Consider the following 21,953-nt stretch of genomic DNA (forward strand, 5'->3'; position numbering starts at 1 on the left):
GCGCCTCCCGCGCCCGGCGCGGACAGGACAGAAGAGACATGGGGAGTGGCACATTTGTCTCGTACTCGACGCTATTGCCTGACAGGCGTCTAGGGCAACATTGTCGGGCGCGTGTCTTACACGAATGTCATTTTCTCGTCACAGCCTCCACGGAACGTGGGAACGACGCGCCCGTACTTGGGCGTACGCGCATCCTTTAGCGAATCGTCGGAGCTTCCGGCGAAGAGACGTCAATCACCGCGCCAGGCTGGCTGAGAAGCGCCTCGAGCACCTTCGCTTTGAGCTCGGAATCCTCGGGGCCTCCCCACACGACCGTGCGAGGGCCCGCTTCCGTGGAAACTTCGAGTGTCACGTTAGACGGCGCGCTTGCCGTGGCCTTCGTGAGGGCGGCACGCAAATTCGGCGGGAGTACGCGCACGATCTCGAGGAGGGCCGCTTCAGTCGCCTTCGTGTTCGCCGATGCCGGATCGACAATAAGGTGCGGCAGATCCGCCGGGTTCGCCGCAGTCGAGGGAAGCGCGGTGCCTGAGCCGTCTACGAGCACGCTGCGGCCGCCCGAATCGAGGTTGGCGATCGCGGTCCGTTCCGTGACGACGACGCGGATCGTGCTCGGCCAGTGACGCGATGCCTTCGCCTCCTTGACCCCTGGAACAGCCGCGAGGTCCTTTTCGAGAGAGTCAAGGTCGGCAAAGGCGAGAGCCTGACCCTCACGGGCGCTCCCGATCTGTTCCAGGGCACTCGCATCGACGTACGTTGCGCCAGCCACGCGCACCTCGGAAACCTTGAGCTGCGGGAGAAAGGCCAGGGCGAGCAACGCGAGAACGACAAGCGCCGCGATCGTGCCGACGGTGAGAGTAAGCCAGTGCCGGCCTTGCTGCCACGGCTTCCTCCGCACGCGACTCGTGAACCTCTCCCTTGCATCGACAATCGGCCCCTCCGAGGGTCTCGTTCGGGAAGGCGCGTGGGCACCAACGGGAGTCTTTTTTTTCTTCCGACGGTTGCCGAGCGCACGCCAGGACTTTGGGATTTGGCTGCTCTTTGCCTTCTTATCCCCCGCGCGTTCGGGATTCACGGACGGACGAGGGTGTGCACCCGAGCGAGGCTTTGCCACGACTCGAGACTGTTGGGCGGATTCGTGGGAAGCTTCGGCGCTCGCGTTCGGCGCGGCCTTCGCACCTGAACGGGCTGAGTGTTCCGTCCTGCGCGTGGGGCGCACGGGGCGCGGCGGGCGTTTTGCTGGGCTCATGCGCCCCTCGCCTTGAGCGCCTCGAGCACGCGCGGGCTCACATCCACGATGTCTCCGGCCCCCATCATGAGGATCACGCGCGCGTCATGCGCGTGCTCAGCGAGGTAGTTGGGCACATCGCCCGCCTCCAAAACGCGGGCACCGCCGTCCACGAGAGCGGCGATGTCCTCGCTTCGAATACTCGGATCGAAATCCTCGCGTGCCGGGTAGATCGGCAGGAGAACGGCTTCATCTGCGAGGCTCAGTGCCTCGGCAAACTCGCGCGTAAACGCTTTCGTGCGCGAGAACAGATGCGGCTGAAAGACGGCAACGAGCCGCCCGCCCTCTGCACGCTCGCGGCCCGCCGCAAGCGCAGCCGCGACCTCGCGCGGGTGGTGCGCATAATCATCGATCACGGCGACATCATTCACTTCGCCCGCAACCTGGAAGCGACGATCCGCCCCCTCGAACTCGGCGAGTCCGCCAAGGGCGCTCTCGCGCTCAATGCCCAGGACGTCGAGAGCGGCGAGCACGCCGAGGGCGTTGAGGACGTTATGTCGGCCTGGAACGCGCAAGGCGAGGTCGACGTTCTGCCCGTTCGGTGCGACGACCTGGACGTGAGCGCCGGAAGCATTCGAGTGATCGGCGACAATCCGCCACGTCGCTTCGGGGTGTTCGCCATACAGCACGACGCGAAGGCCTGCGTCGCGCGCGTCCAGGGCAAAGGCGTGCGCGCCGGGGTCGTCCGCGCACGCAACGAGCGTGCCGTTCGTCTCTGAGAGCCTCGCGGCGAACGCCGAGAGCACCGCGCGGAGGTTCTGTTCGGTGCCGTGGAAGTCGAGATGGTCGGCCTCGAAGTTCGTGAGCACGAGAACCGAGGGAGCGAAGGCGACAAAGGAGCCGTCGGACTCATCCGCCTCCACGACCGCATATTCACCCGCGCCCTGGCTCGCGTTCGCACCGAGCTGCGCGACCGCCGCACCAACCGCCCAGGCGGGCTCGGCACCCGCTGCGCGCAGGGCCAGTGTCGCCATCGCACTCGTCGTAGTCTTGCCGTGAGTGCCCGCGACAGCGATGATCGCATGCGTGCCGAGGAGACCCGCGAGCCCCGCCGCCCTGTGAATCACGGGGATAGACAGCTCGTGCGCGCGTCGTACTTCGGGGTTATCGGCACGTACGGCAGTCGACACGATCACGAGATCGGTGTCCTCTTCTACGGAGTCAGCGTCGAAACCGACGGTGATACGTGCACCGAGTTCGCGCAGGGGCGGCAGGAACCGACCCTCTTGGGATTCGGAGCCCGTAACTTCGAGGCCCGCTTCGAGCGCGAGGCGCGCGACGGCGCTCATACCCGCCCCGCCGATGCGGATCACGTGGACCTTCCTGACGCTCTCTTCGGGCCACTCGGCAGCAGTCACGACTGCGCCGGGCCTCAGCATAGTGCGCACCTCCCCCGGGGAGAACGGGCGAAGGTGAGAGAGAAAATCGCTCGACGTGGTCATCGGGCACCTCCTTTGGGGCGCTGAGTCGCGAGCGCCGGAATCGTCGCAGCGATGCGGTCGGCGACCTTTTCAGCAGCATCCCGCTTGCCGAGGGAGAGAGCCGCTTTCTCCATCCGCCCGCGCACTTCGGTATCGAGCAGGCATTCACCGACGGTCTCGACGAGAAGCTCGGGGGTAAGGAGCGCATCCTTGATCATGCGCGCGCCGCCGGCCGCGACCATGTCGGCCCCGTTGAGCGCCTGTTCGCCATTGCCGATGGGGAGCGGCACGAACAGCGCGGGCAGCCCGACGGCGGCGAGTTCACACACGGTTCCCGCTCCCGAGCGTGTGAGCGCGAAATCGGCGGCTGCGTAGGCGCCTTCCATGCCGTCCACGTACTCGACCTGCACGTAGTGTTTTCCCCGAGCCGGGATCCGCTTGCCCTTGCCGGTGACGTGGAGAATCTGCACGCCGAGGCCCTCGAGCGGGCCCATAGCCGCGATCAAGGTTTCGTTGAGGCGCTGCGCGCCGAGCGAGCCGCCCGTCACGAGAAGGGTCGGCTTGTCGGGGTCAAGGCCGAACGACTCCCGCGCCTCGGCCCGCTTTGCCTCGCGATCGAGATGCGCGATTTCGGGTCGCATGGGCATTCCTACCCACTCTGCCTGTGAAAACGGCCCCGACGTCCCGCTCATATCGAAAGCGGTCATGGCGCGCGCCCCGAGCCGCACCCCAAGCTTGTTGGCCATTCCGGGCCGTTTATTGGCTTCATGGACCACTAGCGGAAGCTTGGCGTGCCTCCCCGCAAGGTAGGCGGGCGGACACACGTAGCCACCAAACCCCGCGATCGCATCGACGTGCTCGGTGCGAATGAACCGCCGAACATCGCCCAGTCCGCGACCGAACTCGCGCGGAAATCGCAAGGCTGCGGCGTTTGGACGGCGAGGGAATGGCACCTTATCAATCGTGAGGAGCTCGAAGCCCGCCGCCGGAACGAGATCCGCTTCGAGGCCGACCTTCGTGCCGAGGGCGACCACTCGCACTCCCTCATAGCGCTCCGTTAGTGCTCTGGCAACCGCGAGCATGGGCGAGACGTGTCCCGCGCTTCCGGCGCCCGCGACGAGAACGGTTGCCTCGGCATCTGCCTGGATGCTGGGTTGAGGTGTCATGAGCGCGATCCCTTCGTGGCACGTGTTTCCGACGCCGGCTTCGCGACCACCGTCGCCGACTTCTTCGAGTAGTTCGCGTGCGCCCGAAGTGCCTCGGCCGCACCGGGTTCCGATTTCGCAAAGGCGAGTAGCACGCCGAGCGCGAGCATCGAGGCAATGAGCGCCGATCCACCAGCCGACACAAAAGGTAGCGGCACGCCAAGAACCGGCAGTAGGCCCGTCACAACGGCCATGTTCACGAACGCCTGCGCGAGAATCCACGACGTGATGCCCGCGATCGTGATCTGTACGAAGGGATCGCGCAGGCGGACCATCATGCGGTACAGCACGAGAGCGAGCAGCGTAAAGAGCACCACGATCAAAAGTGTGCCGAAAAGTCCGAGTTCCTCGCCGATGATCGAAAAAATGAAGTCATTGTCGGCCTCGGGCACACGCCCCCATTTTTGGCGGGACTGCCCGATACCGACGCCCCACCAACCGCCTGTCGCGAGCGCCATGAGGCCGTTGTCGGCCTGGTAGCACGAATCGCCAGCGCACTCTCCGTGCAACCAGTTGAGAGCGCGCGCCATGCGGTTAGGGCTCGCGAGGACGAGTCCTATGACGATCGCGGCGGCACCGCTACCAGCGATGAGGAACCAGCGTTTTGGCACGCCGGCAACCCAGAAGGCTCCCGCGGCGAGAATGCCCACCATCATCATCGTGCCGAGGTCTCGGCCGAGAATAATGAGTCCGAGCGCCGCGCTCGTTCCCGCGATAGCGGTTGCGAGCACGGGAAGTTCGCGCAGCCGGTCGCGGTTCTTCGACAAGAACGCGCCGAGCCACACCGCGAGTGCAAGCTTGAGAAATTCCGACGGCTGGCCACGGATCGGGCCGATGTGGATCCAGTTCCTATTGCCGCCCTTGCCGAGCCCGAGAGGCGTGAACACGAGCGCCTGGAGGAACAGGCCGAGAACGAGCAGCAGCGTCGCAACGCCGATGTTCTTGTACCACCTCACCGGAGTGAGCGCCGCGGCAATCAGCAGTACAAGGCCGATGACGGCAAATGCTCCCTGGGTCATGAATGACGCGTACGGGGAGTTGCCTTTCGCGATATTGGTCACCGAGGAGCTGGACAGCACCATCACGAGACCAACCGTGATGAGAATACCGCCGATCACGGCGATCGCGTAGAAATCAAGCGCGGGCGACTGGAGCCAGCGGCCGAGCGTTGATTTCACTTCGCCGCCAACGTCACCGAGCGGGTTTTGCTCGCTCGGGCGTTGCGGCGTGCGTGCGCCTCGCTGCCGTGCGCGCTCGCTCACGGCGTGCCCCCGAGCCCCCGAGCAGCTTCCGCGAACAGGTTCCCCCGCTCGGCGTAATTCGTGAACTGATCGATGCTCGCAGCAGCCGGCGCCAAAAGCACAACGTCACCGTCGCTCGCGTGCGACGCCGCTTCGGTCACGGCCGCCTGCATAAGCGCACGCGTGTCCCCGTATTTTTCGGGGTCAATCCAGACACGAGGGACATCCGGGGCGTTGTCATTAAGCGCCGCGGTGAAAGGCTCCGGATCGCGGCCAATGAGCACGACCGCCTTGAGCCTCTCGGCCTGCGCGGCGACGAGACTGTGGAGGTCCGCCCCCTTAGCGTCGCCGCCGGCGATCCACACCACTGACTGCGCGGCGCTGAGCGCCGCCGCTGCAGAATCGGGGTTCGTCGCCTTCGAATCGTCGATGAAGGCGACGCCGCCCTCAACGTGGACGATTTCGCTTCGATGCTCGCCGGCGCGATAAGCCGCGAGACCTTCGCGCACGTGGATCGGTTCGACGCCAAACGAGCGCGCGAGGCCGGCGGCAAAAAGGGCGTTGAGTGCAACGTGCGGCGGGGCGCCGTGGGGACCGAGGTGCGCAACGGTATCGAGGTTCGCGATCTCCGCTGCCTGAGAGTACCGGCTCTCGCAAAAAGCGCGATCCACGAGGAGATCCTCGACAAGGCCAAGTTCGCTCGGCCCCGGCGAGGAAAGCCCAACGCCTATTGCGCGGCAGCCTTCGACCACATCGGCATCCTCAAGTGCACGGAGCGTCCTTTCGTCGGCTTTGTTGTACAGGCACGCGTGCTCAGTCCCGGCATAAACCTTCGCTTTTGCCTGCGCGTAGGCGTCCATCCCCCCGTGCCAATCGAGATGATCGGCACCGATGTTCAGGATTGCACTCGAATGGGCGCCGAGGTTGTCCGTCCAGTGAAGCTGGAAACTCGACAGCTCCAACGCAATCGCCTCGAAGCCCACGGGATCGAGGGCCGCTTCGATGAGCGGGAGCCCGACATTGCCCGCTGCGACCGCCCGAACACCGGCATGCTGCAGAATCGACTCAATCATCGTGACGACCGTGGTTTTCCCGTTCGTCCCCGTGACCGCGAGCCACGCCGGGCCATCGGCCTTTTGCATGCGACGCGCGAGCTCGATCTCCGACCAGATCTCGATGCCTTCGTTCTGCGCGGCAACGAGAAGCGGGTGGTCGGGCCGCCACCCGGGAGACGTGACAACGACGTCGAAGGGGGAACCGTCGGCGTTCGTGGGAAGCGCGCGAGTGTGCTCTTCGCCGAGCAGGATCCGGGCTCCGAGGGTCTCGAGCACCTTGGCACGCTCGAGGTTCGATTCTGATCGCGACGCGTCCACGGCGGTGACGTGCGCTCCTCGCTGAAGGGTCTGGTCCACGATCGCGTAGCCCGAGACTCCAAAACCCGTCACGAGAATGCGGGCGCCCGACACGTCGAGACCCGGGAAGGGGCGCTCGGGAAGTCGCTTAGATGTTTCAGATGCAGTCACGCGATGCCACCTGGCAATTGGTCGAGAACGGACGTGGGTTAGATAAAGCGCAAAGCGTCAAGGTAGAACAGGCCGAGGCCGAACGCCGCGAACACCCCCGCGATGATCCAGAAGCGCACGACGATCGTCACCTCATTCCAGCCTTTGAGCTCGAAGTGGTGCTGGAGAGGCGCCATTCGGAAAACGCGCTTGCGCGTCAGCTTGAAGCTCGTGACCTGAATGATCACGGACAGCGAGATGATGACGAAGAGGCCGCCAATGATTCCGCCGACGAGCTGCGTGCGCGACAGGATTGTGAGGGCCGCAAGCACGCCGCCGAGAGCCAGCGAACCCGTGTCGCCCATAAAAATGCGTGCGGGCGAGGTGTTCCACCACAGGAAGCCCACGCACGCCCCGAGCACCGCGGCAGCGACAATCGCAAGGTCGAGCGGATCCCTCGCGGCATAGCACGAGCGAATCTCTTCGATGCCGCACTGCTGGCGCCACTGCCAAAATGAAATCAGCACGTAGGCACCCGCAAAGATAATCGTGGCCCCAGAGGCCAGACCGTCGAGGCCATCCGTGAGGTTGACCCCGTTCGACCACGCGGCAACAAGGAAGTTGGACCAGATCGCAAACAGGACAATGCCGACGGCCGTACCGGCAAACGCGAGATTCAGCCACGGGATGTCGCGCACGAATGAGATGTGCATCGAGGCAGGCGTGTGCCCCCAGCGATCGGGGAACTGGAGAGCAAGAACGGCGAAGGCGGTACCGATCAGTCCTTGCCCCACAAGTTTTGCGCGTGGAGAAAGACCGAGCGACTGCTTCTTGGCAATCTTGGCGTAATCATCCATGAAGCCGAGCACGCCGAGCCCGACCATGAGCAAGAGTGCAAGCAGGCCCGACACTGACGGCGCGCGAAGAATGCTCAGGTGCCCCATGCCGTAGCCGATGAGGGTCGCGAGGATGATCATGACGCCGCCCATCGTGGGCGTTCCACGCTTGGTCGCGTGGGTCGTGGGGCCGTCGTCGCGCACAAACTGCCCGTACTGCTTCTTCACGAGGAAGCGAATATAAAGCGGGGTCAGGGAGAACGACAGGACCGCGGCTACGGCCCCCGCGATCAAGATTCCGATCATGCCTTTTCTCCTGCGTCTTCCGCTTTCGTGGGCTCAGCTGCCCACGTGCGCACGAGGGACTCACCAAGTTTCGCGAGACCCGCACCGTTCGATGATTTGAGCAAGAGGGTACTTCCGGGCCTCTTCACCGTTTCTAGCACAGCGGGCGCATCCTCGAGGCGTTCGACATACACCGCGCGCTCGTTCTCACCGCGGGTTTCGGTCACACCTTGGTGGATCGCATGCGCCCCGCACCCAATCGTGACAATGACGTCGATCCCCTGCTCTACTGCGAAAACACCCATATCCCGGTGTGCCTTCTCGCTCTCGGGACCGAGTTCGAGCATTTCGCCAAGGACCGCAACGGTGTGGCGTTCATGACCAAGAACCGCAAGGGCGCTCAAGCCCGCGCGCATCGAATCGGGGTTCGCGTTGTAGGCGTCATTGATGAGTGTCACGTCGCCCGGCAACTCGCTCACCTGCATGCGCCCTGGGGAGCGCTGTTCGGCGGAGCGAAGCCCTGCGACGACGTCCTCAAAGCCCACCCCAGCAGCTGCGGCCGCGGCCGCGGCTGCAAGAGCGTTTTTCACGTGATGCTCGCCCGTGAGCGTGAGAGAGACGGGCGCCTTCTTACCGCCCATATGGAGCATGAAGCTCGCCCTAGCGGCGCCATCAAGGCCGACATCGCTCGCGTAGGCTTCCGCGGAGTCGTCAGTAAGGGAAAAGTGCACGACTCGAGCGCACGTGCGCGACTGCATTGCCTTTACCCGCGCATCGTCGGCATTAAGCACGGCGGTTCCGGTTTCCTCGAGAACCTCGACGAGCTCCCCTTTCGCGAGGGCGATGTTGTCGAGGCCTCCGAACTCGCCCACGTGGGCCGAGCCGACGTTAAGAACAAGGGAAATATCGGGGCGCGCGATGTGCGTGAGATGGGCGATGTGCCCAATGCCCCGTGCCCCCATCTCGAGCACGAGAAAGCGCGTCGTTTCGCTGAGCTCGAGGACGGTGAGGGGAAGACCCAGCTCGTTATTGCGGCTTCCAATGGGTGCGATTGTGTCCCCGACTGGCGCGAGGATTGCGTGAAGCAGATCCTTCGTGCTCGTTTTACCGTTCGAGCCTGTCAGCGCGATCACGATCGGCGGCCTCGCACTCGCACGTGCTTCGGCCAACTCGTGTCGTGCGAGGATTTCGAGCGCCTCGAGAGGATCCGCGACCTGAATAGCGGGAAGCTCGAGACCGGGGACAGCCTTCGTCACGAGAGCCGCAGCGGCACCGGCCCTCGCGGCCGCGCCCACATAGTCGTGACCATCGACGTGCTCGCCTTCGAAGGCGACAAACAGGTCTCCTTCACCGATGACACGCGAATCAACGCTCGCCTTTCCGTGGACGCTTTCGTTGCCGTGAGCGCCACCGACGAGTCGGCCGCCCACGAGACGCGCGATTGCGCCAACCGTCGTCTTACGCATCGCGCACCTCCGTCGTCAGGTCCGCCTTATGTGCACGCTGCCACGCCGCTAGCGCCGTGCGTGCGTGGACCCGGTCGTCGAACTCAATCGTGCGATCGGCGAGTACCTGTCCACTTTCCGCGCCTTTGCCCGCGATAAGCACGACGTCACGCGCGTCCGCTTCGCCGATCGCTCGTGCGATCGCTTCGGCACGATCTCCCACGTTCTCGACGTCGGCACGGCACGTCGTCGGAATGCCCGCGAGCACATCGCGCCTAATCGATGCCGGATCCTCATCGCGCGGATTGTCGTCCGTGACGAACACGCGATCAGAAAGTCGCGCAGCGATCTCTCCCATGATCGGTCGTTTGAGCGAATCCCTGTGCCCACCCGCACCGAAAACCGTCACGATTTTTCCGACGCCCTCGAGGGTGTGGAGCGTCTCGAGAGCCTGCTCAAGCGCGTCCGGAGTGTGCGAATAGTCCACGACGACGCGCGGGCAAGCGTCGGACTCGGCGACCCTCTCCATGCGCCCCGGGACCGTGCCCGCCACCGCAAGCGCCCGACGCACCGCCTCCCCCTCGAAGCCGAGCGCTCGAAGGACGAGTGCGACCGCGAGGGTATTGGCTACGTAGTGGGTTCCCGGAAGCGCGCTTTCAAGCGTAAAAGGTTCGCCTTCCGACGGTTGCACGGTGAACACCGTTCCGTACTCTCCGCGGCGGATCTCCCCCACCGTGAAGTCGGCTTCGTGTCCTTTTGCGGAGTACGTCGTCACCGGAACGCTCGCATGGGCTGCGAGACGACGGCCCCACTCGTCGTCGACACACACGATTCCCCGCTTCGCATGCGCGGGCGTAAACAGTGATGCCTTCGCCTCGAAGTACTCCTCCATGTCCTTGTGAAAGTCGAGGTGGTCCTGGCTGAGGTTCGTAAACACCGCAACCTCGAACTGGACGGCGGCTACTCTGTGGAGCACCATCGCGTGGCTCGATACTTCGAGCGCGGCACACGTCATGCCCTCGTCGACCATGTGGCGCATAAGCGCGTGGACGTCAGTCGCCTCGGGGGTCGTGCGCTCCGTCGGAATTTGCTCCTCGCGCCCGCCTGCCCAGGCGAGAAACGTCCCGTTCGTGCCGACGATTCCGGCACTTTCACCGAGCTCTTGGAGCGTGCGCGCACACATCGTCGTGACCGAAGTCTTGCCGTTCGTTCCGGTCACACCGATTAGCGGGATGGCATGCGAGGGCTCGCCATACACGAGATTTGCGGCGAAGCCCGCGAGCGCGCGGGGATCCTCGCACACGAGCACCGAGTAGTCGCCCCCCGGATGCGCGTCGTTCACGATCGCAGCGCCCGCTTCGTCCGTGAGAATTGCGGCGCAGCCCTGGCTGAGCGCCGCCTTGGCGTAGGTCGCTCCGTGCGCGTTTTCACCCTGAACGGCGACGAAGAGAGCGCCGGTTCCCGCCTTGCGGGAATCGATCGTCACGGATGAGATCGGCACACTCCTACCGCGCAGCTCGAGTACGCCCGCTCCAGGCGCCCCTTCGAGCTGCCGGGCGAGATCTCCCAGCATGAGATCGGTGCGATCACTCACGAGTTTCACTTCCATTCGTTCTGAAGTTGAGTTCCAGGCTCGCCGGAGGGGGCGATGCCGCGGCGTTGAAGAGCGTAGCCAAGGAGTTCGGAAACCGCGGGGCCCGCCACGACCGAGCCCGACTTGAACCCCTTAATTCCGTAGACGAACACGCCGACGACGAGTTGCGGGTCATCCATCGGGGCCATCGAGATAAACGATGAGGTGTACGTTCCCCCGGGCACCTGCGCCGTTCCGGATTTTCCACCGACCGCGTAGCCCGCGACGCTACCGGCAGCCTTGCCATCATCATCGACGTCGTTATCCATGAGGGCCCTCATGGTCGCAGCGGTCTCACTCGAGACCACGCGAGTGTGCTCTCCCTCGGGCTCCGGGGTGAAAGAGCCGTCATTAGCGACGCGTCCCTTGACGATGCGCGGCTGAATGTGCACACCGTCGTTCCCAAACGTCCCCACCGCCGAGGTGATCTGTAGCGCGGTGACGGCGTATCCCTGGCCAAAGGCCGTCGCGTACTGCGTACGCCCGCGCCAGTCCTTCGCCGCGTGGAGGATGCCTGCGGATTCACCGGGGAGGTTCACTGCAGTTTTCGCGCCGAACCCAAACCCCCGCAAGTACTCTTCCCGCTTTTCCTTCGGGACCCGCTCAGCGATTTCGACCGTGCCGACGTTGGAGCTGTGCTTCAGGACTCCGGCGAGCGTGTAGTGCGCTACGGGGTGCTCGTGCGAGTCCTTGATACTCTCTCCGCCAAATTCCTTGCGGTAGGGGATCGTGAAGTGGTCGTCGACCTTTGCCTTGCCCTCGTTGATCACCGTAGCCACGGTGAACAGTTTGCCTGTGGAGCCGGGCTCGAAGACGTTGGAAACGGACTGGTTTCCGCGGTACTTTGCGTCGGACGCGCCCGGGTTGTTCGGATCGTACGTGGGGTAGTCCGCGAGCGCGAGAACATGGCCGGTCTTGGGATCGATCACCACGGCCGAACCGCCGCTGCCACCAAAATCCTTGACGCGCTGCGCAAGAATTTCCTGGGCGCGGTATTGAAGGTCTCGATCGATCGTGAGCTCGATGCTTTCACCGTCGATCGCTTCTTTTTCATGGACCTTAGCCGAGGGGATGAGTTGGCCGCCCGCACCCCGCTCGTACTGGCGTTCGCCGTCGGTCCCTCGCAGAATCTTGTCGAATGACAGCTCAGCGCCCGCGAGGGCCGTGCCGTCGGAGCCCGTGAAGCCCACGATATTACCGGCGACCTGGCCCGCCGGGTACAGACGCTCGGCGACTCGCTCCGAGGTGACACCACCGATCTTGAGTTGCTTGACGGCAGCCTCAACCTCCGGACTCACGTCTTTCGCGAGGACGGTGTAGCCCGATTTACCCGTGAGCTTCTCTTCGAGCTCCTCCACGCTCATCTGCAAAAGAGGTGAAAGCTCCATCGCGACGGCCTTGACTCCCTTGACCGTCGCCGTTTGAGACTTTGCTCGGTACTCGGGCATCTGACGCTGGTCCACAATGATCGTGTAGCGCTCGGTGCTCGTCGCGAGCACCTGCCCGTTCGCGTCGAGAATATCGCCGCGTAGAGCTGGAACTGGCTCGGTGTGCAAGCGCTTCGCCCGGGCCTCAGCCGCGAGCTCCGCCGAGTTGATGCCCTGAATCCACACCAGGCGCAGGCTGATCGCGAGGGCCGCAATCAGCATGAGCGCCACGATCACGCGGTGGCGGCGATAAGGCTCATACCCGTTCCGGGCACGCGCGGCGCCGGCCGATTGACGGGAAGCGTGAGAACGCCCGTCACGCACGGTGCGCGGCGGGCGGCTGCGAGAATCTCGCGGCGGACGGGAATTCGGCACGTCTAGCGCGCCCTCTCGTTACCCATGCCGTAATCGTAAAGATTCTTCGGCGCTTTTGTGACGTGCGGAACGAGCGCGGCCGCTCCCTGCGTCGCGGCCGCAGCCTCACCGATGATGCTGCCGTTCGCGAGATCGATGTAGGCGACCTTCCCTGCAGGCACCATCCCGAGCTCACGTGCCTGGCGCTCAAGCTCCTGTGGTGTTCCGAGAAGATCCGACTTCTCCTCGAGCATCTGCGTCTGCTCGCTCAGTTCACGCGATTCGCGCTGGAGCTTCGCGACCTCGTAGCTCATGTTCGTCATCGAAATGTTGAGCAATAGGGTCGCGACCACGGCGCCGAGCAGCACGAGGGTGCACAGCACCGTGAACGGGATGGAGCTGCGTTGGATGTGCGGGCGCGAGACAAGCGCGAGGTTCGCCTTGCGCGCATGAGCAGGGGCGAAGCCAGCACGCCTGCGTGAGGCGGGGGATGCAGCGAGCTGTGCCATAGCTATGAGATCTCCGGTGGTGTTATGCGTTCAATGGCGCGCAAACGCACGCTTGCGGAACGGGGGTTGGTTTCTTGCTCGCTCGCTGGCGCCTTCATGGCGCCACGCTTCACGAGCGAAAAATCGGGGGCAAACTGAGCGAGGTCGACGGGCAATCCTTCGGGGGTCTTCGACGAGCTCGCCGCGGTGAAGGCTTCCTTGACCATTCGATCCTCGAGAGAGTGGTACGACTCGATCACGAGCCTCCCTCCCGGCGCGAGGGCCGCGAGAGCGTTGTCGAGCGCGCCGTGCAGGATGTCGAGTTCCTCATTCACGGCGATGCGCAACGCCTGGAAGGTGCGCTTGGCCGGGTGACCGCCTGAGTGGCGGGACTTCGCGGGAATGGACTTTTCGATCGCACTGACGAGCTGAGGGGAGCGCTCGAAGGGTTCCGACGCTCGTTCCTTCACGATCGTGCGCGCGATGCGCCTGGAAAACTTTTCTTCGCCGTAGCGGTAGAGGATGTTCGCAATGTCCTGCTCCGACCACGTGTTGAGGATGTCCGCCGCGGTGAGCGCATCTCCATCGGGGTTCATACGCATATCCAGCGGGGCATCTGCGCTGTATGCAAACCCGCGTTCGCGCGTATCAATCTGAAAACTCGAGAGCCCGAGGTCCATGAGGATGCCGTCGGCCCTATCGCGCCCCGCGTGTGCGAGCGCGTCGGCAACGCGATCGTACGTGGTGTGTACGAGAGTGAAACGCCCCTCGAAGCCTTCGCTCGTGAGCCGCTCACGCGCGAGACCAAGCGCGGCGCGGTCGCGGTCGATACCGACGAGATGCGCATGCGGGAAGGCTTCGAGCACCGCACAGGCGTGGCCAGCCATTCCAAGGGTGCAATCCACGTAGGTGGATTCTTCCCGCTCAAGCGCCGGTCGAAGGAGTTCGAGGCACTCCTCGCGCATGACGGGTGCGTGAAGCTGGGATGCGTCCATGCCGTGCCTCCCTTCGCGCTTCGCTTACTTTCGCCGTTGCGGCGCCGATGTCGTGGTCGTTTCGCGGGTGACGTCATACCGTCAGACATCTCCTCGCTTGCGTCCCGCCACCGGGGAAGATGCGTCGGGGCGCAAGCGAAGAGATGCCTCGCGGCACGTCGTCTAGAACAAACCTGGAACGATTTCGGTTGCCGTTTGAGCGAAGGCCTCCTCGGTCTGTCCCAGATATGTCTCCCACGCCTCGCTCGACCAGATCTCGATGCGATTACCGGCACCAATAACCGTGCATTCGCGATCGAGTCCCGCATACGAGCGAAGGTGCGAAGGAATGGTCACGCGCCCCTGCTTATCCGGCACGACGTCTTCCGCTCCCGAGAGGAGCACGCGGAGGTAATCGCGCGCGTCCTTGCTCGTGACCGGCGCCTGCCGCAACTGCTCGTGGAGACTCTCAAACTCACGCATGGGATACACCGTCACGCAGTGTTCCTGGCCGCGGGTCATGACGAGTCCAGCCGCGAGCTGGTCACGAAACTTTGCCGGAAAGATGAGCCGCCCCTTGTCATCGAGCTTGGGCGTGAAGGTGCCAAGAAACATGGGCACCTCCATTCCCCCGTTCAATTCGGGTGGACCTCTCCTTACGCCCCCACTTTACCCCACTTCCCACCACAAACAACACCCCCTCCCCCACTTTGTCACGAAATCGGCATAAAACTGCAGTTCATGGCAGTGGAGGCAAGTGGAGGAGATTCCCCGCACAGCTCTTCAAGCACCCAAAATCGGAGGGTTTTCCCAGACTCACCGCACTACCCGCAAGGAAATTGCGCGACACCGACCGAGACGCATTTACACACAAAATGCCTGTTCAGAACAGCTAATTGGCGCAAAGAGTGCACCGTCGCACCAAGGTCGCAGGATCCTGGAGGGCAACGCGGGTGGAGGAAAGTGGGGAGAGTGGAGGGAAGTGGAGGAGGCAGTGGAAAGTCAAGGGCGAGGGAAGCACGCTCTAGGACTTAGAACCTAAGGAATGCAGTAGAGAGCCGGGATCGAAGGACGATGCCGGTTTCCTTTATCGCTAGCGCTTGCCTACACAAATAAACCGGCTTCCCTTTCGTGAAGCCGGTTCCTACAGGACGATCCGGGCAACGGCGCCCGGGAAACGCTAGCGGTCGCGACCGCGTTCGTCCCAGCGATCTTCGAGTTTCTTCATGAAGCTCGACTGCTGAGACCCCTTGGAATTCTTCCCCGCAACTCCCTGCGTGAAGGACGGGTGCATCCGTCGAGGGTCATCGAGGGGAATGGTCTTTGGCTTTTCCGCTGAAAGACACACGAATGCCCCAACGACCATGACGATAAAGGCAAGAACACCGAGCCACACTGCCGGCAGCGACACCGCAAAAATCAGAAGCGCGAGACCACCGACGATGATGCCACCACCGAGCGCGATGCGGCGCGGGCTAAACGACGACGACTTTTCAGCCCCACCGAACTGGTGCGCAAGCGTGGGGTCATCGCTCGAGAGCTGCTTTTCGAGCTCGTCGAGGATCCTCTGCTCTTTTTCGGAAAGTGGCATTGGTGCCTCCTTACACCGAGACAAAGTAGGCCCTATCCACGCACGAGAGTGAGGGGCGCTGCTCGGCGGATCGTCGTGCCTTCAGTGTAGGCAGCAAACCTGAGATTCGGAAAACGCACTGCTACCGAGAGCCCCCGCCTCGCGTCTCGCCTGTGCCCGCATCCGTGCCGTCCTTCGCCTCAAGGTCACGTTTGTCGAGCCCGGACGCTCTGGCGAGCGACCTGACGCCGAAGCGTTCACGAGCACGGTCCATCGCCCGATCCACATCGCTCCACGTCGCCGATCGCCCTTCGAGATCACCCTGCGCATGCACACTCGAGGCAGGCACGAGGTGCTCGGCCCGCACCCCGAGAAGGCGCACGGCACCCACCCCCTCGAGAGCACGCTCGCACACGACGAGGGCGCGCTCACGAAACTCCTCGCTCTCCTGAACCGGAATGGGGAAGCTACCCGTTCTCGTGAGGCTCGACCAATCGGGGCGGCGAACCTTGATGGAGACGCTCTTCGCGGCCAGGCCCCGCCTGCGCAATCGGAACGAGACTTCGTCAGCCATGCTCGTTGCGATCGAGCGCAGCCGCACGGGATCAGCGATATCGGTCGAGAACGTACGCTCCTTTCCGATGCTCTTATCTTTCGCACTCGCGCCGACGGGACGCGGATCCTCGCCGCGCGCGAGCGCAAGCAGCGCGGGGGCGGCGGAGCCCACGGCTCTGTTCACAACGCTCGGAGGGAGGGCCGCAAGATCTCCGACGGTGACCACACCGAGGTTCGTGAATTTCTTCTGCGCGACGGGGCCCACGCCACCGATGGCGGAAAGCGGAAGCGGCGCAAGGAACTCAGCCGTGCGTTCAGGCTCAACGACGTCAATGCCGTGGGGCTTGGCGCGCGAGGACGCGATCTTCGCGACGGATTTTGAGATACCAACGCCCACGGAGCAGGTCAGGTGGACTTCGTCCCATACAGCCTGGCGGATGTCTCTCGCGATCGTTGCCGGCTCCCCTAGCAGGCGCTGCACCCCGGAGATATCGAGATACGCCTCGTCTACGCTTACCGCTTCCCGAAGGGGCGTAAACCGGTCGAGAACAGCCATGATCTGCGCGGACACGTCCCGATAGTGGGCGTGCCGACCGGGCAAAACAATCAGATCGGGGCACAGTGCACGCGCGCGGCTCATGGGCATCGCCGAGTGGACCCCGTATCGGCGTGCCTCGTAACTAGCGGTCGCGACGACTCCCCTGGGCCCATCGCCACCAACCGCAAGGGGGCGGCCCCGCAAACGCGGGTCGTCGCGAACTTCGACGGAGGCGAAAAAGGCATCCATGTCGACATGCGCGATGGCGCGCTGCCACGGCTCACCGTCCATGCCGCACCTCCCAACGCTTGATACTTAAGCCTACGCGGTCAGGCAGCGGCAAGAGCCTCAAGCCCGAGGAGCTCCTCCTTCACCGAGTGAACATAGGCGAGGGTCTGTTCCGCGTGCTCCTGCACGTCCTGCTCGGAGATTCGACTCGTGTGCTCCCAGTAGTGCTCCGCGCTACGGCGAAGCTCGACAAAACGCGCCGCCTCCCGTGCGCGCGCCCTGTGCATTCCGCCCATGCGCTCAAGCGCCACCCACACGTTCAGGGGCAGCTTGCGTTTCCTTTGAGTGTTTGCTCGGCGAATCGCGAGCCCCGCAATCTTGAGCGCTGCGCGGTGGACGCGCTCGAATCGTTCAGCGGCGCTCACGCCTGCCTCATCGAGGCTCGCGTGGATCTCGGCCTCGAAGGCTTCCAGACGATCCAGATCCGCGTTAAGGTCCCGAATTTCGCGCAGCGCCGCCGGCGCTGCCACTGTCATGGTCGATGTCATGATTCTTCCCCTTTCTCGACACTCACGACGATAGGAAGGGGGTGAGACATTTAAACTCGAGTCATGGCACGCAACCGTCGATCGAACCGGCTCCCCCTCCACCTCCCCTTCTTCGAGGACATTCCCACCAGCCACTCAGTCGTGCGGTTGGAACCCGAAACAGACGGCTCCTACACCGTGATCATCGACGGCATGGAAAGCTCCCACATCCACCCCGATCCCGAGCACCTCGTCTTCGAATACATGCGGTGGATCGCCCTGATTATGACGACGACGTACCCCAGTGAGACGGCACTGAACATCGCCCACCTCGGCGGCGGAGCCGCCTCGCTCCCCCGTGCTCTCGCCCATCATTTCCCCGCCTCCCGAAACTCCGTCATCGAACTCGACGCGAAGCTGATCAACCTCGTTCGCGAATGGGTCGACCTTCCCCCTTCGCCTCGCGTCGCCATTCGCGAGGGAGATGCCTTCGCCGTCCTTCCCACACTGCGCACGGCACGCTTCGACGTAGTGATACGCGACGTCTTCTCCAACTCCCGCACGCCCCTCGCCATGCGTAGCCTCGAAGCAGCACGCGAACAGCGCCGAATACTCAACGACGACGGCATGTTTCTCGCCAACATCGCCATGGACCGAGACCAGCACGAACTCGCCGATGAGATCGTCACGCTGCGCGAAGTCTTCGGCGAGATCGAGCTCATCGCGGAACCGAGCGCCATCAAGAAACGCCGCCGCTCTAACTGCATCGCCGTCTACGCGCCCGGCGGGCTCAGCGACGATGCCCGCAGAGCGATTCGAACCGACGCGGTGACAGTGCGCACTCTCGACAAAAAGACCGTCGACAAACTCGCCAGTGGCGGCAGCGTTGTTGAGCTCGGAGGCGATGCGAGCGCAGCCACCGTCGGACATTAAAAAAGTTCCGCACCCTGCACGGGTGCGGAACGAAAGCCTAGCGAGGCGAACCTACGCGAGCGAACGAACGTGCGCGGCCTGCGGGCCCTTGTCGCCGTCGACAACCTCGAACTCGACGCGCTGGCCCTCATCGAGGGTGCGGAAACCGTCCATGTCAATGCTCGTGTGGTGAACGAACACGTCAGCGCCGCCACCATCAACCTCGATGAAGCCGAAACCCTTTTCGGCGTTGAACCATTTAACTGAGCCCTGTGCCATGCGTGGACTCCCCTAACTACTCGTACCAAACTGCGCGAAAACACGCGCAGGTACCATCATTCCACGCTGGATGTTCGCGCGCCCAGTTTCCCTTCAGCGTGTCGAGCGGATTCCTGCTGGCCACGCGAGCGCGCACACCGGGTTGGAACGCACATGAAAAGCGACCATAATGGAATGTCGCTTCCGCCTCCCGCGAAGGGACGCAAGCGAATCGTGACCCATCCTGGAAGGACCCAACGTGGCTTCCTCTGACGAGCAAATCGCCCTCGAGCAGCGCTACGCCGACCGAGTCTACGCACGCATCGACGAACAAATCGCACGCCTCGAAACGCAACTCACTGACGTCATCAGCGCCCAGACGGCGAGCACGCACCAAAACCGCAGCGAGCGAGACTCCTTCGCGACTTTCTACGAGGATCGGATCGGGCTGCTGAGGTCCGTCTCAGAGAACGCTATTTTTGGCCGGCTCGACAGGTCCGACGCCACCCGGCACTACATTGGGCGCATCGGCGTGTTCACCGCTGAAGGCACCCAACTCCTGGTCGACTGGCGCGCCCCCGCAGCCGCCGCGTTTTACCAGGCAACGCCGAGGCACCCGCAGGGCGTTCGCTTGCGTCGGCACCTCGTCACTTCGGGACGCACCGTGACCGATATCGAAGACGACGTTCTCGACGGCACGCTCCTCGACTCAGATGAGCACCATTCGAGCCTCCAGGGAGAAGGGGCACTCCTTGCGGCGGTCTCCGCGAAACGCACGGGCCGCATGGGCGATATCATCGCGACAATCCAGGCCGAACAAGATCGCATTATCCGCCACGAAACACGCGGCGCGCTCGTTGTGCAGGGAGGCCCCGGCACCGGCAAGACTGCCGTCGCCCTCCACCGCGCGGCTTACCAGCTCTATACGCACCGTAAGAGGCTCGAGCATTCGGGCGTTCTCATCGTTGCCCCCACGCGCGGCTTCCTGCGCTACATCGAGCGCGTGTTGCCCAGCCTCGGCGAAACAGGCGTCGTCACCCTCACGCCGGGCGAACTCGTTCCGGGCGTGCGGGCAGACACACACGATCGCGAAGACGTCGCCCGCGTCAAAGGGTCCCTCGCGATGGCAAAGGTTCTGCGCCGTGCCGTCAAGGCGCGCCAGCAAGTTCCCAAAGGCCCCATCGACCTCAATATCGACGGGGTCCACATCACTCTCACTCCGGGCGATGTCCGTGCAGCGCGCGCGGAGGCCCGCGCGACGGGCAGGCCGCACAACCATGCACGCACAACCTTCGTACGCGCCGCACTCGACCGCCTCGTTGAGGCCTATGTCGCCGAGCTCACGCGCCTCGAACGCCCGTGGGCAGAGGAGGACCGCGCGGATCTCCTCCACGATCTGCGAACGAACCACGACGTCAAAGTCGCCCTCAACCGGTGCTGGCTGCCATACAGCCCGCAATCCTTCGCCCGTTCATTCTTCGCGAGCATCGAGCGGCTGGTTCACGCGGCGGGCGACCACATGAGCGCGCGGGAGATCAAGCTTCTTCACCGCTCGAAGGACGCCGAGTGGACGATCGAAGACGTCGCCCTCCTCGACGAAATCGCGGAGCTCCTCGGTGAAGACGACACCGCCACGCAGCGCGAGAAGGACAAGGCTCGCACCACCGAACGCTCAAACCTCGAGTATGCCGAAAAGGTGCTGTCCATGATTGATTCCGAGGGGATCGTCAGCGCAGCTGAACTCGCCGCTCAGGTTGGCGCACGGCGCGACAGCCGCTCCCTCGCCGAGAAAGCCGCAGCGGATCGCACCTGGACCTACGGCCACATCGTGGTCGACGAGGCACAAGAGCTCTCGCCGATGATGTGGCGTGCACTCATGCGTCGAAACCCCACGAAATCGTTCACGATCGTGGGCGATGTGGCGCAGACCTCCTCGGTCTCCGGCGCCGACTCGTGGGATCACGCACTTTCGCCTTTTCTTGAGGATCGGGCCAGCATCGAGGAGCTCACCGTCAATTACCGCACGCCGTCGCGGATCATGCGTCACGCCTCCGCACTCGCTGCCGCACACGGCTTGCGAGTGACGGAGGTCAGGAGCGTGCGCGAAGGTGAACACGACGTACGTTTCCGGCACACACGTGCCGACAGGGTCATCGAGGAGGCAGTTAACGAGGCGCGCACGCTTGCCGACCTCACGCAGGGCCGCGTGGCGATCCTTTGCCTCACCGAGGATCTTGATGCCCTCTTGGCGGGAGCTTCAGCCGTATTCGGCGCCTCGGCAGTGGGCCGTGGTTCGATCGGTGTGGACAGAGAAGTTTCCGTGATGACTCCGACAGATGCCAAGGGACTCGAGTTCGACGCGGTCGTCATCGTGCGCCCCGCCGAGATTCTCACGAGCCATGCTCGCGGCGCTAACGATGTGTACGTCGCGCTCACGCGGCCGACTCAGGCGCTCAGCGTGGTCTATTCGGGAGATCTCCCCGCCGGATTAGGCGCGTAGGGCCCGGCGGCTTCTGGGCTCTGGCGGAAGCGCCCGCTTTGGCGGGGGCATGAAAGAACCGATGGCCGCGGCTTCCCCTCCGCGACCATCGGCCAAGAAAATCATACAGTGTTTCTCGAGGGCCTCCGACCACTTTTCTCAAAATCTCTCCAGCAAGGGGTCATGCCGCCAGATCCTTGCCTGCTCCGGAGGAAAAAGGCGGAAGCCCTGGCTGCTGAGGTCAGGGCAGGAAACGCGCATCGCCGATCAACCTTCGGCTCGTTCAACTCGCCCCACAGGGGTGCAGCGCCCTACTTCTCGCCCTCGGTTCGTAGTTCCTCGATGGCCGACTCAAAGTCCTCAAGGCAGTCGAATCCGCGATAGACGCTCGCGAAACGAAGGTAGGCGACGAGGTCCAGCTCTTTGAGCGGCTGCAGAATCGCGAGGCCTACGTCGTGGGCGTCGATCTCCGACACACCCTTGAGACGAATCGCCTCCTCCACGCGCTGCGCGAGGACCGCGAGTTGGTCGTCTGTCACCGGTCTGCCCTGGCATGCTTTACGCACGCCGGAAATCACCTTGGATCGCGAGAATGGTTCACTCACGCCAGAGCGCTTATGGACCGCGAGCGAGGCTGATTCCGTAGTCGAGAATCGCTTATTGCACGCAGGGCACTGCCGACGGCGGCGGATGGTCATGCCGTCGTCGGCTGTACGCGAGTCCACGACGCGCGAATCTTCATTCCTACAAAAAGGGCAGTGCACCCCGAAATTCTACCAGGGCACCCCAT

At 63.8% G+C, this 21,953-nt stretch carries 19 protein-coding genes; 2 read left to right on the plus strand and 17 right to left on the minus strand.

The window, feature by feature from the left end:
• Positions 1-196: 196 nt before the first annotated feature.
• The 15 genes from FXY94_RS00180 to FXY94_RS00250 all read right to left on the minus strand — a co-directional run bounded on the left by FXY94_RS00180 (position 197) and on the right by FXY94_RS00250 (position 17,535).
• On the minus strand, positions 197-1,246 hold the full coding sequence (locus FXY94_RS00180) for a cell division protein FtsQ/DivIB (RefSeq protein ID WP_016662984.1): 1,050 nt from the start codon (positions 1,244-1,246) through the stop codon (positions 197-199).
• On the minus strand, positions 1,243-2,727 hold the full coding sequence (gene murC, locus FXY94_RS00185; protein WP_016662985.1) for a UDP-N-acetylmuramate--L-alanine ligase: 1,485 nt from the start codon (positions 2,725-2,727) through the stop codon (positions 1,243-1,245). The genes FXY94_RS00180 and murC overlap by 4 nt, the downstream gene beginning before the upstream one ends.
• On the minus strand, positions 2,724-3,872 hold the full coding sequence (locus tag FXY94_RS00190; protein WP_016662986.1) for a UDP-N-acetylglucosamine--N-acetylmuramyl-(pentapeptide) pyrophosphoryl-undecaprenol N-acetylglucosamine transferase: 1,149 nt from the start codon (positions 3,870-3,872) through the stop codon (positions 2,724-2,726). The genes murC and FXY94_RS00190 overlap by 4 nt, the downstream gene beginning before the upstream one ends.
• Positions 3,869-5,173 (minus strand): FtsW/RodA/SpoVE family cell cycle protein, encoded by a 1,305-nt coding sequence (locus FXY94_RS00195; protein WP_016662987.1) that lies wholly within the window; start codon positions 5,171-5,173, stop codon positions 3,869-3,871. Before FXY94_RS00195 ends, FXY94_RS00190 begins: the two co-directional genes overlap by 4 nt.
• Complete coding sequence (murD, locus tag FXY94_RS00200; protein ID WP_016662988.1) at positions 5,170-6,675, minus strand: UDP-N-acetylmuramoyl-L-alanine--D-glutamate ligase; 1,506 nt, start codon at positions 6,673-6,675, stop codon at positions 5,170-5,172. Before murD ends, FXY94_RS00195 begins: the two co-directional genes overlap by 4 nt.
• Before the next feature lie 38 nt (positions 6,676-6,713).
• Entirely contained in the window at positions 6,714-7,796 is a 1,083-nt protein-coding gene (mraY, locus tag FXY94_RS00205) for a phospho-N-acetylmuramoyl-pentapeptide-transferase (protein WP_016662989.1), read from the minus strand.
• On the minus strand, positions 7,793-9,241 hold the full coding sequence (locus FXY94_RS00210; RefSeq protein WP_016662990.1) for a UDP-N-acetylmuramoyl-tripeptide--D-alanyl-D-alanine ligase: 1,449 nt from the start codon (positions 9,239-9,241) through the stop codon (positions 7,793-7,795). The genes mraY and FXY94_RS00210 overlap by 4 nt, the downstream gene beginning before the upstream one ends.
• Positions 9,234-10,814, minus strand: a complete 1,581-nt coding sequence (locus FXY94_RS00215; protein WP_016662991.1) for a UDP-N-acetylmuramoyl-L-alanyl-D-glutamate--2,6-diaminopimelate ligase — start codon at positions 10,812-10,814, stop codon at positions 9,234-9,236. Before FXY94_RS00215 ends, FXY94_RS00210 begins: the two co-directional genes overlap by 8 nt.
• Before the next feature lie 5 nt (positions 10,815-10,819).
• Positions 10,820-12,655: a peptidoglycan D,D-transpeptidase FtsI family protein gene (locus FXY94_RS00220; RefSeq protein WP_232049669.1), complete on the minus strand. Its 1,836-nt coding sequence runs from the start codon at positions 12,653-12,655 to the stop codon at positions 10,820-10,822.
• Between the two features lie 2 nt (positions 12,656-12,657).
• Entirely contained in the window at positions 12,658-13,143 is a 486-nt protein-coding gene (locus FXY94_RS00225) for a septum formation initiator family protein (protein WP_016662993.1), read from the minus strand.
• A gap of 2 nt (positions 13,144-13,145) precedes the next feature.
• A complete protein-coding gene (rsmH, locus tag FXY94_RS00230; RefSeq protein WP_016662994.1) occupies positions 13,146-14,117 on the minus strand; it encodes a 16S rRNA (cytosine(1402)-N(4))-methyltransferase RsmH in 972 nt (323 codons plus the stop codon).
• 162 nt (positions 14,118-14,279) lie between these two features.
• Positions 14,280-14,711, minus strand: a complete 432-nt coding sequence (gene mraZ / locus FXY94_RS00235; protein WP_016662995.1) for a division/cell wall cluster transcriptional repressor MraZ — start codon at positions 14,709-14,711, stop codon at positions 14,280-14,282.
• A 565-nt stretch (positions 14,712-15,276) separates the two neighbouring features.
• Complete coding sequence (locus FXY94_RS00240; protein ID WP_016662996.1) at positions 15,277-15,687, minus strand: DUF3040 domain-containing protein; 411 nt, start codon at positions 15,685-15,687, stop codon at positions 15,277-15,279.
• Positions 15,688-15,808: 121 nt separating this feature from the next.
• Complete coding sequence (dinB, locus tag FXY94_RS00245; protein WP_016662997.1) at positions 15,809-17,050, minus strand: DNA polymerase IV; 1,242 nt, start codon at positions 17,048-17,050, stop codon at positions 15,809-15,811.
• 38 nt (positions 17,051-17,088) lie between these two features.
• The gene (locus FXY94_RS00250) at positions 17,089-17,535 is read right to left on the minus strand and encodes a hypothetical protein (protein ID WP_016662998.1); all 447 of its coding nucleotides are present in this window, start codon (positions 17,533-17,535) and stop codon (positions 17,089-17,091) included.
• A gap of 63 nt (positions 17,536-17,598) precedes the next feature.
• On the opposite strand from FXY94_RS00250, the gene FXY94_RS00255 reads away from it, so the two are divergent.
• Positions 17,599-18,447, plus strand: a complete 849-nt coding sequence (locus FXY94_RS00255; protein WP_016662999.1) for a spermidine synthase — start codon at positions 17,599-17,601, stop codon at positions 18,445-18,447.
• 51 nt (positions 18,448-18,498) lie between these two features.
• Here FXY94_RS00255 and FXY94_RS00260 read toward each other — a convergent pair whose 3' ends face one another.
• Positions 18,499-18,705, minus strand: coding sequence for a cold-shock protein (locus FXY94_RS00260; RefSeq protein WP_016663000.1), 207 nt, complete (start codon positions 18,703-18,705; stop codon positions 18,499-18,501).
• 238 nt (positions 18,706-18,943) lie between these two features.
• Between FXY94_RS00260 and FXY94_RS00265 the strand changes: the two genes are divergently transcribed.
• The gene (locus tag FXY94_RS00265) at positions 18,944-21,184 is read left to right on the plus strand and encodes a HelD family protein (RefSeq protein WP_016663001.1); all 2,241 of its coding nucleotides are present in this window, start codon (positions 18,944-18,946) and stop codon (positions 21,182-21,184) included.
• Positions 21,185-21,474: 290 nt separating this feature from the next.
• Here FXY94_RS00265 and nrdR read toward each other — a convergent pair whose 3' ends face one another.
• On the minus strand, positions 21,475-21,927 hold the full coding sequence (gene nrdR / locus FXY94_RS00270) for a transcriptional regulator NrdR (protein ID WP_034370179.1): 453 nt from the start codon (positions 21,925-21,927) through the stop codon (positions 21,475-21,477).
• Positions 21,928-21,953: the final 26 nt, after the last annotated feature.

It is taken from the genome of Dermabacter jinjuensis (assembly GCF_902381725.1).
Classification (GTDB): domain Bacteria; phylum Actinomycetota; class Actinomycetes; order Actinomycetales; family Dermabacteraceae; genus Dermabacter; species Dermabacter hominis.

Bases quoted from the DNA above. Each gene is read 5' to 3' on its own strand.
- FXY94_RS00180 (WP_016662984.1), bottom strand. From the start codon at position 1,246: ATGAGCCCAGCAAAACGCCCGCCGCGCCCCGTGCGCCCCACGCGCAGG.
- murC (WP_016662985.1), bottom strand. From the start codon at position 2,727: ATGACCACGTCGAGCGATTTTCTCTCTCACCTTCGCCCGTTCTCCCCG.
- FXY94_RS00190 (WP_016662986.1), bottom strand. From the start codon at position 3,872: ATGACACCTCAACCCAGCATCCAGGCAGATGCCGAGGCAACCGTTCTC.
- mraY (WP_016662989.1), bottom strand. From the start codon at position 7,796: ATGATCGGAATCTTGATCGCGGGGGCCGTAGCCGCGGTCCTGTCGTTC.
- FXY94_RS00210 (WP_016662990.1), bottom strand. From the start codon at position 9,241: ATGCGTAAGACGACGGTTGGCGCAATCGCGCGTCTCGTGGGCGGCCGA.
- FXY94_RS00225 (WP_016662993.1), bottom strand. From the start codon at position 13,143: ATGGCACAGCTCGCTGCATCCCCCGCCTCACGCAGGCGTGCTGGCTTC.
- rsmH (WP_016662994.1), bottom strand. From the start codon at position 14,117: ATGGACGCATCCCAGCTTCACGCACCCGTCATGCGCGAGGAGTGCCTC.
- mraZ (WP_016662995.1), bottom strand. From the start codon at position 14,711: ATGTTTCTTGGCACCTTCACGCCCAAGCTCGATGACAAGGGGCGGCTC.
- FXY94_RS00240 (WP_016662996.1), bottom strand. From the start codon at position 15,687: ATGCCACTTTCCGAAAAAGAGCAGAGGATCCTCGACGAGCTCGAAAAG.
- dinB (WP_016662997.1), bottom strand. From the start codon at position 17,050: ATGGACGGTGAGCCGTGGCAGCGCGCCATCGCGCATGTCGACATGGAT.
- FXY94_RS00250 (WP_016662998.1), bottom strand. From the start codon at position 17,535: ATGACATCGACCATGACAGTGGCAGCGCCGGCGGCGCTGCGCGAAATT.
- FXY94_RS00255 (WP_016662999.1), top strand. From the start codon at position 17,599: ATGGCACGCAACCGTCGATCGAACCGGCTCCCCCTCCACCTCCCCTTC.
- FXY94_RS00260 (WP_016663000.1), bottom strand. From the start codon at position 18,705: ATGGCACAGGGCTCAGTTAAATGGTTCAACGCCGAAAAGGGTTTCGGC.